At 68.6% G+C, this 12,864-nt stretch carries 14 protein-coding genes and 1 pseudogene; 11 read left to right on the forward strand and 4 right to left on the reverse strand.

What is annotated here, in order from left to right:
• Positions 1-605: 605 nt before the first annotated feature.
• The 7 genes from ACE3P6_RS00670 to ACE3P6_RS00700 are packed head-to-tail and all read left to right on the forward strand — an operon-like array spanning position 606 to position 3,971.
• Positions 606-1,541, forward strand: coding sequence for an alkane 1-monooxygenase (locus ACE3P6_RS00670; protein WP_374391059.1), 936 nt, complete (start codon positions 606-608; stop codon positions 1,539-1,541).
• Between the two features lie 56 nt (positions 1,542-1,597).
• On the forward strand, positions 1,598-1,990 hold the full coding sequence (locus ACE3P6_RS00675) for a hypothetical protein (protein ID WP_374391060.1): 393 nt from the start codon (positions 1,598-1,600) through the stop codon (positions 1,988-1,990).
• 4 nt (positions 1,991-1,994) lie between these two features.
• On the forward strand, positions 1,995-2,396 hold the full coding sequence (locus ACE3P6_RS00680) for a hypothetical protein (RefSeq protein WP_374373414.1): 402 nt from the start codon (positions 1,995-1,997) through the stop codon (positions 2,394-2,396).
• 4 nt (positions 2,397-2,400) lie between these two features.
• On the forward strand, positions 2,401-2,793 hold the full coding sequence (locus ACE3P6_RS00685) for a hypothetical protein (RefSeq protein ID WP_374391061.1): 393 nt from the start codon (positions 2,401-2,403) through the stop codon (positions 2,791-2,793).
• Positions 2,793-3,179, forward strand: coding sequence for a hypothetical protein (locus ACE3P6_RS00690; RefSeq protein WP_374391062.1), 387 nt, complete (start codon positions 2,793-2,795; stop codon positions 3,177-3,179). Before ACE3P6_RS00685 ends, ACE3P6_RS00690 begins: the two co-directional genes overlap by 1 nt.
• Position 3,180: 1 nt before the next feature.
• Positions 3,181-3,570, forward strand: a complete 390-nt coding sequence (locus ACE3P6_RS00695) for a hypothetical protein (RefSeq protein ID WP_374391063.1) — start codon at positions 3,181-3,183, stop codon at positions 3,568-3,570.
• Positions 3,570-3,971, forward strand: coding sequence for a hypothetical protein (locus tag ACE3P6_RS00700; protein WP_374391064.1), 402 nt, complete (start codon positions 3,570-3,572; stop codon positions 3,969-3,971). The genes ACE3P6_RS00695 and ACE3P6_RS00700 overlap by 1 nt, the downstream gene beginning before the upstream one ends.
• A 21-nt stretch (positions 3,972-3,992) precedes the next feature.
• Here the strand turns inward: ACE3P6_RS00700 and ACE3P6_RS00705 are convergent, their stop codons facing one another.
• From ACE3P6_RS00705 to ACE3P6_RS00715, 3 genes are all read right to left on the reverse strand, one after another.
• Complete coding sequence (locus ACE3P6_RS00705; RefSeq protein WP_374391065.1) at positions 3,993-4,298, reverse strand: YciI family protein; 306 nt, start codon at positions 4,296-4,298, stop codon at positions 3,993-3,995.
• Positions 4,298-5,860, reverse strand: coding sequence for an exodeoxyribonuclease VII large subunit (xseA, locus tag ACE3P6_RS00710; RefSeq protein ID WP_374391066.1), 1,563 nt, complete (start codon positions 5,858-5,860; stop codon positions 4,298-4,300). The genes ACE3P6_RS00705 and xseA overlap by 1 nt, the downstream gene beginning before the upstream one ends.
• Positions 5,861-5,927: 67 nt before the next feature.
• Positions 5,928-6,182 (reverse strand): hypothetical protein, encoded by a 255-nt coding sequence (locus ACE3P6_RS00715; protein ID WP_374391067.1) that lies wholly within the window; start codon positions 6,180-6,182, stop codon positions 5,928-5,930.
• Positions 6,183-6,246: 64 nt separating this feature from the next.
• On the opposite strand from ACE3P6_RS00715, the gene purD reads away from it, so the two are divergent.
• The 4 genes from purD (at position 6,247) to ACE3P6_RS00735 (ending at position 12,673) form a co-directional block, all read left to right on the forward strand.
• Positions 6,247-7,515, forward strand: coding sequence for a phosphoribosylamine--glycine ligase (gene purD / locus ACE3P6_RS00720; RefSeq protein ID WP_374391068.1), 1,269 nt, complete (start codon positions 6,247-6,249; stop codon positions 7,513-7,515).
• 287 nt (positions 7,516-7,802) lie between these two features.
• Positions 7,803-9,059, forward strand: a complete 1,257-nt coding sequence (locus ACE3P6_RS00725) for an aspartate kinase (RefSeq protein ID WP_374373436.1) — start codon at positions 7,803-7,805, stop codon at positions 9,057-9,059.
• Positions 9,060-9,200: 141 nt separating this feature from the next.
• Positions 9,201-11,444, forward strand: coding sequence for a phosphoenolpyruvate--protein phosphotransferase (gene ptsP / locus ACE3P6_RS00730; protein ID WP_374391069.1), 2,244 nt, complete (start codon positions 9,201-9,203; stop codon positions 11,442-11,444).
• A gap of 143 nt (positions 11,445-11,587) precedes the next feature.
• Complete coding sequence (locus ACE3P6_RS00735) at positions 11,588-12,673, forward strand: MupA/Atu3671 family FMN-dependent luciferase-like monooxygenase (protein WP_374391070.1); 1,086 nt, start codon at positions 11,588-11,590, stop codon at positions 12,671-12,673.
• Between the two features lie 64 nt (positions 12,674-12,737).
• Here the strand turns inward: ACE3P6_RS00735 and ACE3P6_RS00740 are convergent.
• Positions 12,738-12,864 (reverse strand): annotated as a pseudogene (locus ACE3P6_RS00740) (IS110 family transposase); the annotation flags it as partial.

Here is a 12,864-nt window from a genome sequence, read left to right on the forward strand (position 1 = left end):
ACACATCCCTCGCGACGGGACGGGGCAGCCCCATGAGCCGTCCCCACCAGACCCTCCGCCCTGCGCCCGCAAGCCCCCTCATCCTGCCAGTAACCGATCACCCCGCCGCACCTCCCCATTCCTCCTGGCCCGAATACTCCTCCTCACGACGAGGCGGCGCAGCCCGACGAGCAGCCCCGCACCTGCAAGTCCTCTCACCCTGCCCAGAGCCGCCCACCCCACTGCACCTCCCGAAGCCGCCCGCTCCCATCCCCCTCACGACGAGAAGGCGCAGCCGCAAGCGGAGCCCCCAAGACCCGTCACCCCATACCCGCAAGCCCCTTTGCCCCCGGCCCCTCCGCCGCCCCTCCGCAGTCCTCCCGGCACGAGCACGCCCCTCGCGACGAGAAGGCGCAGCCGCACGAGGAGCCGCCCCCGCGACAGAAAAGCCGGTTGCGCCCGGGCCGATTTCCCCGAAAACTGCGCCAGCCCCTGCAACTCCGGACCCCAAGCTGACCCGCCCTCTCCCCCTTGCCGCCTTTGCCGCGGCCTCGCTCCTGCCGCTCGCCCTCCTCGGCGCAGGCCTCACTGTCGGAGGCCCCTGGCTCTGGGCCGCCTTCCTCTACATGGCCTGCCTCGGCCTGATCCTCGACCAGCTCATCCCCCTCGTCCCCGGCCAGGCCGAGGGCGAGGAATTCCCCGCCGCCGATCTTCTCCTCCTCGCCATCGGCCTTGGAGCCCTGGCTCTCCTCCCTCTCGCCACCTGGGCCATCGCGGGCCCCTCGGGCCTTGGCCCCGCCCAGCGCCTCATCGCCGTCCTCGCCACCGGCTTCTGGCTCGGCCAGGTCGTCCACCCGGCCGCGCATGAGCTGATCCACCGCCCCGGTCGCGGCCTCTTCCGCCTCGGAGCCACGGTCTATGCGGCCCTCCTGTTCGGCCAGCACACGAGCGCCCACCGCCTTGTCCACCACCGCGCCGTCGCCACGCCGGACGACCCGAACTCCGCCCGCAACGGCGAGACCTTCTACCGCTTCGCCCGCCGCGCCTGGATCGGCAGCTTCCGCGCAGGCCTCCGCGCCGAGACCGCGCTCCGCAGCCGCAACGCCAAAGGCCTCCACCCCTATGCCATCTCCCTCGCCACCAGCGCCGCCGCCCTTCTCCTCGCCAGCCTGATCGCGGGCCTGCCCGGCCTCCTGGCTTGGACCGGCCTCGCGCTGCATGCCCAAAGCCAGATCCTCCTCTCCGACTACGTCCAGCACTACGGCCTGACCCGCGCCCGCCTGCCCGATGGCCGCTACGAACCCGTCGGCCCCGCCCATTCCTGGAACACCGCGCACTGGTTCACCTCGGCGCTGATGCTGAACGCCCCGCGCCATTCCGACCACCATGTCCACCCGTCGCGCCCCTTCCCCGCGCTCCGCCTGCCCGACGAGGCCCCCTGCCTGCCCTGGCCCCTGCCCCTTGCCTGCACGATGGCCCTTGCGCCCCGGCTCTGGCGTCGCGCCATCGCGCCCCATCTCGCCCGCTGGCGGGAATCCAGACCTGCGGACACGTCGGCTTGACTGGCCAATCCCGCGCCGCTCTGGCACTCTCGCCGCGATCCCAACGGAGCCCCCGGATGCGTGCCCTCCTCCTTGCCCTCGCCCTTGTCGCCACCCCGGCGCTTGCCGAAACCCCGCTGAACGCCGACGAGTTCGACGCAGCAACCAGGGGCGCGACCGTCACCTACGACTACGGCGACGGCCTCTTCGGCACCGAAGAATACCTTGACGGCCGCCGGGTCCGCTGGGCCTTCGAGGGCGATCTCTGCCTCTACGGAACCTGGTACCAGAAGGGCGACCAGATCTGCTTTGCCTACGAAGACGACAACACCCCCGCCTGCTGGCTGTATTTCCTGGAGGGCGGCAAGATCCGGGGCCGCTACATGGGCGACGGCGGCGGCTGGGAGATCCTGGAATCCTCGCGCGATGGCGGCCCGCTGCCCTGCGCCGGGCCGGATGTCGGTGTCTGACCCCATGCGCGCAGGCCTTCCGATCCTCGGCGTCGCCCTTCTCCTCGCCGCTCCGGCGCTGGCCCAGACCCCGATGACCGCCGACGAGTTCGAGGCCTATGTCACCGGCAAGACGATGGACTATTTCCAGGGCGGCGTCGCCTTCGGGCGCGAGGTCTACCTGCCTGGCCGCAAGGTCCGCTGGGCCTTTACCGCCGACGAATGCAGGCTTGGCCACTGGTACGGCCAGGGCGACCAGATCTGCTTTCTCTACGACGGCGACCCCCAGCCGAAGTGCTGGTGGATCTGGCCCGATGGCGCGGGGCTTTCCGCCAGCTACATGACCGACACCCCCGACATCGCGCCAAGCACGGTGCGCGAGACGACCGAACCCCTCGCCTGTCCCGGCCCCGACGTGGGCGTGTGACCCGATGCTCCGCCCGTCCCTCGCCCTCCTTTTCCTCGTCGCCCCGGCATTCGCCGAAACGCCGATCACCGCGCAGGAGTTCGAGGCGCATGTCACCGGCAAGACGATAACCTACCAGCAGTTCCAGACCCTCTTCGGGATCGAGGAATACCTGCCCGACCGCAAGGTCCGCTGGTCGACCGCGCCGAACGAATGCCTCTACGGCAGCTGGTATCCCGAAGGCGAGAGCATCTGCTTCGTCTATGAATACGACCCGACCCCCGCCTGCTGGACCTTCTGGCTGAAGGACGGCGCGCTCATCGCGCTGTCGGTCAACGGCATCGCGGGCGAGGAACTGCACGAGGTCGACGCCTCCGGCCAGGGCCTGCCCTGCCCCGGCCCCGACGTGGGGGTCTGATGCTGCGCCCCCTTGTCTGCCTGCTCTGCCTCTCCGGTGCCGCGGGCGCCGAAACCCCGATGACCACGGCCGAATTCGAATCCTGGTCGACCGGCAAGACGCTCGACTATTTCGTCGACGGTGCGCTCTGGGGCAGCGAGATGCATCTGGCAGGCCGCGCCACCGTCGATGCCGATGCGGGCGGGGAATGCCGGTCGGGCCGCTGGTATCCGCAGGGTGATGCCATCTGCTTCGTCTACGAGTTCAGCCCCGGCCCCTATTGCTGGCGCTTCCTGAAAGACGGCGACCAGGTCACGGCCGAGTTCGTGGGCGAGGCCTTCGCCGACCACATCGCCGTCACCCTCTCGGATGCGCCGATCGCCTGCACTCCCGAAGTGGGGGTCTGACATGCGCGCCCTTCTCGCCCTCTTCCTCACCGCCGCTCCCGCGCTCGCCGACCCCCTTCTCACCGCCGAGGAATTCGACGCCCTCACCCTGGGTCGTACGATGACCTGGTCCGAATTCGGAACGGCCTACGGGGTCGAGCAATACCTGCCCGACCGCAAGGTGCGCTGGACCTATACCGGCGACGCGTGCAAGACCGGCAACTGGTATCAGGACGGCAGCGCGATCTGCTTCCAGTATGACGGCGACATCACCCCCGACTGCTGGGAGATCACCCGCTCCGGCCCGGACCTGCTGGCCCGCTACACAACCGATCCTCCCGGAACCGACCCGGTGATCGTGACCGAAACCACCGTCCCCCTCGCCTGTTTCGGCCCCGAGGTCGGCGTCTGATGCGCGTGCTGGCGCTTTTCCTTGCGCTCCTCCCCGGCCCCGCCCTCGCCGAGGGCACGCAGCCCGCCGACCCACCGATGACTGCCGAGGCCTTCGAGCGCTTCGTCCAGGGCCGCACGATGGACACCCACGACCAGACCGGCCGCTACGGGGTGGAAACCTTCCTTCCCGGCCGCCGCGCGATCTGGCGCGATGCCGAACAATGCCTCGAAGGCACCTGGCGACCGCAGGGCGAGCTGATCTGCTTCGACTACCAGGGGATCGACACCCCCTATTGCTGGACCTACCACGACCGCGGTGGTTGGCTGATGGCCTGGCTCGACGGCGACAGGACAAACCAGCCGATCATGCTCTACCCGGCGGAAGAGGTCGTGACCTGCGAGGGCTATTTCGGCGTCTGAGGCCCGGTTGGGGCCGTCGGCTCAGCCCATCCCCATATGGTTGTTTTCCTCGCAGGACAGCTCCCACACCCGCAGCTCCAACCGGCGCAGGCCCAAGCGGATGAATGGATCGGACCGGGCAAGAGCCTCGGCCTCTGCCGCCGTGTCCGCGCGCAGGATGACCATGCCGCCCGAGCCGTCCGCGAAAGGTCCTGCCAATTCCAGCGACCCCGCCGCTTGCAGCGACCGCAGCCAGGCCACATGCGCCCGGATCGCGGCGATGTCTGCCGTCAGTCCCGGAACCGGATGCAGCATCGCGACGTACCGGGTGAATTCACGATCCTCCATCAGAAGAGGCTCCCCTGCCCGCTCTCCCCCTCGCCCTTCGCCCGCCTGCCCGCCCGGCCCCCGACCGCCAGCTTCCCATCCCCGAACTCGATTTCCAGCGCCACGGCCTTCTCCGCCGCCGCCTTCGAGGTGACGACCGCCCCGTCCCCCCGCACCACTGCATAGCCCCGCTTCAGCGTCTCGTGATAGCCAAGCGTGACCCGGGTCCGGTCCAGCGCCTCCAGCCGGTCCCGAAGCCGCACGAACCGCGCTGCGGGCGCCGCGTCCAGCCGGTCGGCGAGCCGCCCCAGATCACGCTGCCCCTCCGCGACCTTCCGCCCGGCATCCCCCAGCATCCGCGCCAGCGCCGGGGCGAGGCGCCCCGAAATGGGACGAAGCACGTCGCCCAGCCGTTCCACCCGGCGCAGAATCGCCCGCGTCAGCCTCTCGCTTTTCCCGGTCAGCTGATCCCGCTGCCGCGCCAGCCCCGCCCGCAGCGCCTGCGGCTGCAACCGCCCGGCCAGTCGGTCGAACTCGCGATGCTTCTTCGCCACCGCCAGCCCCAGCCCCGCGCCCAGCCGCAGCGCGCCTGCGTCCAGCCGCTGCCGGGGCGTCGCCAGCAGCGTTTCCACCCTTGGCAAGGCCCGGGCCAAATCCCGCAGCCGCTGCCGCCGCAGCACCACCCCCTGCCCGATCCCGCGCGTGAGCCGGGCCCCCAAGGCCTCCAGCGCCGCCAGCAGGTCCAGCCGCACCGGCACCGCCAGCTCCGCCGCTGCCGTGGGCGTCGGCGCGCGCAGGTCGGCGGCGAAGTCGATCAGCGTGGTGTCGGTCTCGTGCCCCACCGCCGAGATCAGCGGGATCGCCGACCCCGCCGCCGCACGGACCACCACTTCCTCGTTGAACCCCCACAGGTCCTCCAAGGACCCGCCGCCCCGCGCCACGATCAGCACATCGGGCCGCGGGATCGCCCCGCCCTCGGGCAAGGCATTGAAGCCCCGGATCGCCGCCGCGACCTGCGCCGCGCAATCCTGGCCCTGCACCGCCACCGGCCAGACGAGGACGTGCCGGGGAAAACGGTCGCGCAAGCGGTGGAGAATATCCCGGATCACCGCGCCCGAGGGCGACGTGACCACCCCGATCACCTGCGGCAGATAGGGGATCGGCTTCTTCCGCGCCGCATCGAACAACCCCTCCGCCTGCAAGGCCGCGCGGCGCTTTTCCAGCATCGCCATCAGCGCGCCCGCCCCTGCCGGGGCCACATCCTCGACGATCAGCTGGTATTTCGACTGGCCGGGAAAGGTGGTCATCCGCCCGGTCGCGACGACCTCCATCCCCTCTTCGGGCCGCACCTGCATCCGCGCAACCTGGCCCTTCCAGCTGATCGCCGCGATGACGCTGCGGTCATCCTTCAGGTCAAAGTAAAGATGCCCCGAGGCCGGACGCGACACCCGCCCCACCTCGCCCCGCACCCGGACAAGCCCGAACTCTCCCTCGATCACCCGCTTCACCGCGCCAGACAGTTCCGACACGGTGTATTCGGGCTGGTTGCCAGAGGGGGCGGGGCTGTCGTCGATCAGGTCCATGCGCGGACCTTACATGAATGCCGGGCGCGGGAAAGCCGGTTGGCGCGTCAACCCCGCCCCGGCACCCTCAGTCACCCCCACCGTCATCCCCCATTCCGTCCAGCCTGCCCTCGCCCGGCGGAAACGGCCCGTGCTTCCGCCGGTAGGCGGCATAGCTCGCGACAACCATCACTCCGCCGACCGCGATCAGCCACCACGGCCCCATGCCGAGCCCCCAGAAGATGATCGCCATCCCCGCCATCTCGGTCAGCCGCATCAGCGCCGACGGCTTGGGCCGCGCGGTCTTGCCCACGCCCATCGTCACGGTGATCTCCGGTTCCACGCTTGCCTCCCCGTTGCCCGCATCTTAAGACGCCCTCACCTTCAGGCCAAGCGGGGGCGCGTCCATGAACATCCTGATCCTCGGTTCCGGCGGTCGCGAACACGCGCTTGCCTGGGCGGTGAAGCAGAACCCGAAATGCGACCGGCTGATCGTCGCCCCCGGCAATGCGGGCATCGCCCTGTTGGCCGAATGCGCCGATATCGACATCCTCGACGGCGCGACCGTGGTCACCTTCTGCGAGGAGAACGCCGTCGATTTCGTCATCGTCGGCCCCGAGGCCCCGCTCGCCGCCGGGGTCGCCGACGCCTGCCGTGCCGCCGGGATTCTAACCTTCGGCCCCTCCGCCGCCGCCGCCAGGCTGGAAGCCTCCAAGGCCTTCACCAAGGAGATCTGCGACGCCTGCGCCGCGCCCACCGCCGGGTACGCCCGCTTCACCGAACCCGCCCCGGCCCGCGCCTACATCAAGGCACAGGGCGCGCCCATCGTGGTGAAAGCCGACGGCCTCGCCGCCGGGAAAGGCGTCGTCGTCGCGCTGACCGAGGCCGAGGCGCTTGCCGCCATCGACGACATGTTCGGCGGCAGCCTTGGCGCTGCTGGCGCGGAAGTCGTCATCGAGGACTTCATGGCAGGCGAGGAGGCCAGCTTCTTCGTCCTGACCGACGGCACCACCGCGCTCCCCATCGGCACCGCGCAGGACCACAAGCGGGTGGGCGATGGCGACACCGGGCCGAACACCGGCGGCATGGGCGCCTATTCCCCCGCCCCGGTCCTGACCGAGACGATCCAGCAACAGGCGATGGCAGAGATCATCCTGCCCACCATCGCCGAAATGGCCCGGCGCGGCACGCCGTACCAGGGCGTCCTCTATGCCGGCCTGATGATCGAAGGTGGCAAGGCCCGGCTCGTCGAATACAACTGCCGCTTCGGCGACCCGGAGACCCAGGTCCTGATGCTGCGGCTTGGCGCCCAGGCGCTTGACCTGCTGCAGGCCTGCGCCGAAAACCGCCTCTCCGGGGCGCAGGTCAACTGGGCCGACGACCATGCCCTGACGGTGGTGATGGCCGCCAGGGGCTATCCCGGCCCATATGAAAAGGGCAGCGTGATCAATGGCCTCGACCGGATGCCCGAGGACAGCCGCCACATGGTCTTCCACGCCGGAACCGCCCAGCGCGACGGGGTGATCGTCGCCAATGGCGGGCGCGTCCTGAACATCACCGCAAGGGGCGCGACGCTGGAGGAAGCCCACCACCGCGCCTATGCGATGATCGACCTCATCGACTGGCCGCAAGGCTTCTGCCGCTCCGACATCGGCTGGCGGGCGCTTGCGAAATAGCGCGCTGACGCGCGAAGTCCTTTCCTCTCGTCGTCGGGGCCTGGCACCCCTCCTCCTCGGTCGATGGGGGCCTTGCCCCGAACCCCCAGAGTATTTGAAAAGAAGCAAGTGCATTTGCTCCTTGTCCAAATACTCCCGCCGGAGGCCACCCGAGGAGGAGGCGCAGCCCGACGACGAGACAAGAGACTTGCGCGGCACGCGCGCATTTTCGCTGCCGCAGTCCCTTGCACCCGCGCCGGGGCTTGCATAAGACGCGCGGGACTTCTGACGGGCCCTTGGAGGGGACCATGCCGCTTCTGGTGATGAAATTCGGCGGAACCTCGGTCGCCGACCTTGCGCGGATCGAGAACGCCGCGAAGAAGGTGCAGGCCGAGGTCGAGCGCGGCTATGACGTCATCGTCATCGTCAGCGCCATGTCCGGCAAGACCAACGAACTGGTCGGCTGGGTCGAGACCACGTCCAACCTCTATGACGCCCGCGAATACGATGCCGTCGTCGCCAGCGGAGAGAACGTGACCGCTGGCCTGATGGCGCTGCGGCTGCAGGAAATGGGCATCCCGGCGCGCAGCTGGCAGGGCTGGCAGGTGCCGATCAACACCACCTCGGCGCATTCTTCCGCCCGCTTCGTGTCGATCCCGCGCGAGCATCTGGACGCCAAGTTCGCCGAAGGCTTCAAGGTCGCGGTCGTCGCGGGCTTCCAGGGCGTCAGCCCCGAGGGCCGGATCACCACCCTTGGCCGGGGCGGCAGCGACACCACCGCCGTCGCCTTCGCCGCCGCCTTCGGCGCGGAACGCTGCGACATCTACACCGATGTGGACGGCGTCTACACCACCGACCCCCGCATCAGCCCCAAGGCCCGCAAGCTCCCGAAGATCGCCTTCGAGGAGATGCTGGAACTGGCCTCGCTCGGCGCCAAGGTCCTGCAAACCCGCTCGGTCGAGCTGGCGATGCGCTACAAGGTGCGGCTGCGCGTCCTGTCCTCGTTCGAGGATACCGACGAAACTTCTGGAACCCTGGTCTGCGACGAGGATGAAATCATGGAATCGAAAGTCGTCTCCGGCGTCGCCTACAGCCGCGACGAAGCCAAAATGACCCTGCTCAAGGTCGAGGACCGGCCCGGCGTCGCCGCGGCGATCTTCGGCTCGCTGGCCGATGCGGGCGTCAACGTCGACATGATCGTGCAGAACATCTCGGAGCAGGATGATCCCTCCGACAAGCGCGCCCATACCGACATGACCTTCAGCCTGCCCACGAACCAGGTCGAGCGCGCGAAGAAGGCCATCGAGGAGGCCGCCGGCGCTGGCAAGTTCGTCTACGCCTCGCTCGTCACCGACACCGACGTGGCCAAGGTCTCGGTCGTGGGCATCGGCATGCGCAGCCAGGTCGGCGTCGCGGCCAAGATGTTCGCGGCGCTGGCGGCCGAGAACGTGAACATCAAGGTGATCACCACCTCCGAGATCAAGATCAGCGTGCTGATCGACCGCAAGTACATGGAACTGGCCGTGCAGGCCCTGCACGACACGTTCGAGCTGGAAAAGGCCTGATGCGGCCCTGAAAGCCCGGTCCGCGCCACGACTGCCCATCTTTCGGGCAGACGTGGCGGCGGCCCTCACCTGCGCGCATGAGCAGAGTTCCCCTTCCCCGCGACCTATGGTCTAAAGGCAGCGACAAGCCCGAGGACCGCGATGCCCGAACGCAGCGAAAGTGACAGCCGCAAGCTTCTGCGCCGTCTGCGCGACATGCTGGCCATCCCCGGGCGCGGGCAGGACCGGCTGGACCAGATCACCCACCTGATCGCCGACAGCATGAAGACCGAGGTCTGCTCGATCTACCTCTTCCGCGACCCCGAGACGCTGGAGCTTTGCGCGACCGAGGGCCTGAAGCCCGAAGCCGTCCACAAGACCCGGATGAAGCTTGGCGAAGGCCTCGTCGGTCGCGTCGCCCGCTCTGGCCAGCCGGTCAACACCGCCGATGCGCCCGGCGAAAAGGGCTTCCGCTTCATGCCGGAAACCGGGGAAGAGATCTATTCCTCCTTCCTCGGCGTGCCGATCCAGCGCGTCGGCGAAAAGCTGGGCGTCCTCGTCGTCCAGTCGAAGACCGCCCGCGAGTTTTCCGAGGACGACATCTACGCTCTCGACGTCGTCGCGATGGTGCTGGCCGAGATGACCGAGCTTGGTGCCTTCACCGGCGAGGAAGGCGGCATGAAGGCGCTGCACAAGCAGCCGGTGATGTTCCGCGCCACCAGCGGACAGGAAGGCGCCGCCGAAGGCCGGGTCTGGCTGCACGAACCCCGCGTCGTCATCACCAACCCGGTCGCCGACGACCCCCTGACCGAGATCGACCGCATCCGCGGCGCGGTGGGAGAGTTGCGCGTCTCGATAGACGACCTTCTGGAAGCCGAGCAACTCGACAAGGACCAGAAGCAGGTCCTGGAAGCCTACCGGATGTTCGCCCATTCACGTGGCTGGCTGCGCCGGATGGAGGAAGACATCATGCGCGGCCTCTCCGCCGAGGCGGCGGTGGAAAAGGAACAATCCGCCGCCCGCGCCCGCATGGAGCAGGTCCCCGACCAGTACCTGCGCGAGCGTCTGCAGGACCTTGACGACCTGTCGAACCGGCTTCTGCGCATCCTGACCGGCCAGGGCAAGGACACCGGCGCCGAGATGCCCGACAACCCGATCCTCGTCGCCCGCAACATCGGCCCGGCGGAACTCCTCGACTACGGACGCAAGCTGAAGGGCGTCGTCTTGGAGGAAGGCTCGGTCGGCAGCCACGCCGCCATCGTCGCCCGGGCGCTGGCGATCCCCCTCGTCATCAGCGCCAGCCGTGTGGTGGCCGAGGCCCTGAACGGCGACCACATCCTCGTCGATGGCGACCAGGGCATCGTCCACCTCCGCCCCGAGGAAACCGTCGCCCGCGCCTTCCGCGACAAGATCGCCATGCAGGCCGAGGCGCAAAAGCGCTACGCCAGCCTGCGCAGCCTGCCCGCGACCACGCTTTGCGGCACCACCATCTCGCTCCACATGAACGCGGGCCTGATGGCCGACCTGCCCAGCCTCGAAGGCTCCGGCGCCGATGGCGTCGGGCTTTTCCGCACCGAATTGCAGTTCCTCATCCGCTCGAAGATGCCGCAGCGGGCGGAACTGGCCGCGCTCTACACACGCGTGATGGATGCAGCCAAGGGCAAGCGCGTCGCCTTCCGCACGCTCGACATCGGGTCGGACAAGGTGCTGCCCTATCTGAAAGCCCCCGAGGAACCGAACCCCGCGATGGGCTGGCGCGCGGTCCGCGTCGGCCTCGACAAGCCGGGTGTCCTGCGGATGCAGCTGCAGGCCCTGATCCGTGCGGCCAATGGCCGTCCCCTGACGGTGATGTTCCCGCTGATCACCGAACTCAGCGAATTCCAGCAGGCCCGCGCCCATGCCCTGCGCGAGCTGCACCGCGAGAAATCGCTGGGCCACCCCGTCCCCGAACGGCTGGAAATCGGCGCGATGATGGAGACACCCTCCCTCGCCTATGCGCCGAAGGCCTTCTTCGACCTGACCGATTTCATTTCCGTCGGCGGCAACGACCTGAAGCAGTTCTTCTTCGCCGCCGACCGCGAGAACGAACTGGTCCGCCGCCGCTACGACACGCTGAACCTGACCTTCCTCGCCTTCCTGGAACATATCGTCGCACGCTGCGCAGAAAGCGGGACGATGCTGTCCTTCTGCGGCGAGGATGCCGGTCGCCCGATCGAGGCGCTGGCTCTGGCGGCAATCGGTTTCCGCACCCTCTCGATGCGTCCCGCCTCGGTCGGCCCGGTCAAGGCCTTGTTGCGCAAGGTGAACCTGACCGAAGCCCGCGCGGTGATCGACCGGGCCCGCGAAGAAGGCGCCGAAAGCGCGCGGCCCGCGCTCATGGACTGGCTGGCCACGGTCGGGGCCTAGCCGCGTCACTATTGCCGGTTCCGAAACGGTTTGTCCGTCGAACACGGGGCAACGCGACCGGCAGGCTTGACCCAAGTCAAACGCCGTCTGGCGCAGGCTGACTACACTTGGCGCGGATATTTCATCCCCAGTCAGGTGTTCCAATGGAATTCGGTCTGTTCTTTTTCGCCAACGACACCACCGGCGCCGGCCAGACCGGCAAGTATGACCTGATCTTCGAGGCCGCCCGCTGGGCCGATCAGAACGGCATGGCGCGGCTCTGGATACCGGAACGGCATTTCCACAGCTTCGGCGGCCTTTCGCCCAACCCCTCGGTGCTGGCCGCAGCCCTTGCCGGGGTGACGAAGCGCATCCAGATCTGCGCGGGCAGCGTCGTCCTGCCGCTGCACGACCCGATCCGCGTGGCCGAGGAATGGTCGATCGTCGACAACGTCTCGGGCGGGCGGGTCGGCCTTGGCATCGCCAGCGGCTGGGTCCCGAACGATTTCGTCATCTCCGGCCACCAGGGCGACTTCCAGAACCGCAAGCAGGTATTCCGCGACCGGACCGAAACCCTGCGCCGCCTGTGGCGGGGCGAGCCGCATCGCGTGCAGAACCCGCTCGGCGAAGAGGTCGATGTCCGCGTCATGCCGCGCCCCGTCCAGCCGGACCTGCCGATCTGGATCACCGCCGCCGCGAACCCGGAAACCTTCGTCGAGGCGGGGGCGATGGGCGCCAACGTGCTGACCCACCTTCTTGGCCAGACGGTCGAGGATCTGGCGCAGAAGATCGTCGCCTATCGCTCGGCCTGGATCGCCGCCGGGCATCCTGGGCGCGGGCTTGTCACCCTGATGCTGCACACGCTGGTCGGCGACGACGACGACGAGGTGCACGACCTCGCCCGCCAGCCGATGATGACCTATCTCGGCGCCTCCTTCGACCTCGCCTCGAAACACCTGGCCTCGGTGCCCTTCCTGAAGGACCCCGGCAAGATCGACGTCACGCAACTCACGCCTGAACTGGCCGAGGCCGCGCTGGAAGCCTCGTTCGAGAAGTATTTCTACATGGGCAGCCTGCTGGGCTCCTACGACAAATGCCTGGCGACGGTGGACCATCTGGCCAAACTGGACGTGGACGAGGTGGCCTGTCTGGTCGACTTCGGGGTCGAGCCGGCGGTGGTGATGAAGGGCCTCGAAAACCTGAACGTGCTGCGCAAGCTGGCGAACCCGGAACCCCTGCGCGCCGCCTGATCGGGTTTTCGGGACGCTCCTCGTGCGCCTTCGGCTTCTCGTCGCAGTTCGTAGCAACTGTCTTTCACGCGGCCCGTTTCAGGTGGTCTGTGTGGTCGCGCATCATTGCGTTGAGGATGGTGAGGAGCTTTCTGGCGCAGGCGGTGATGGCGAGTTTCGCGGGTTTTCCGGCGGCTTCGAGGCGGGTTCGG

Source organism: Tabrizicola sp. (assembly GCF_041911175.1).
In the GTDB taxonomy this organism is placed as follows: Bacteria; Pseudomonadota; Alphaproteobacteria; order Rhodobacterales; family Rhodobacteraceae; genus Tabrizicola.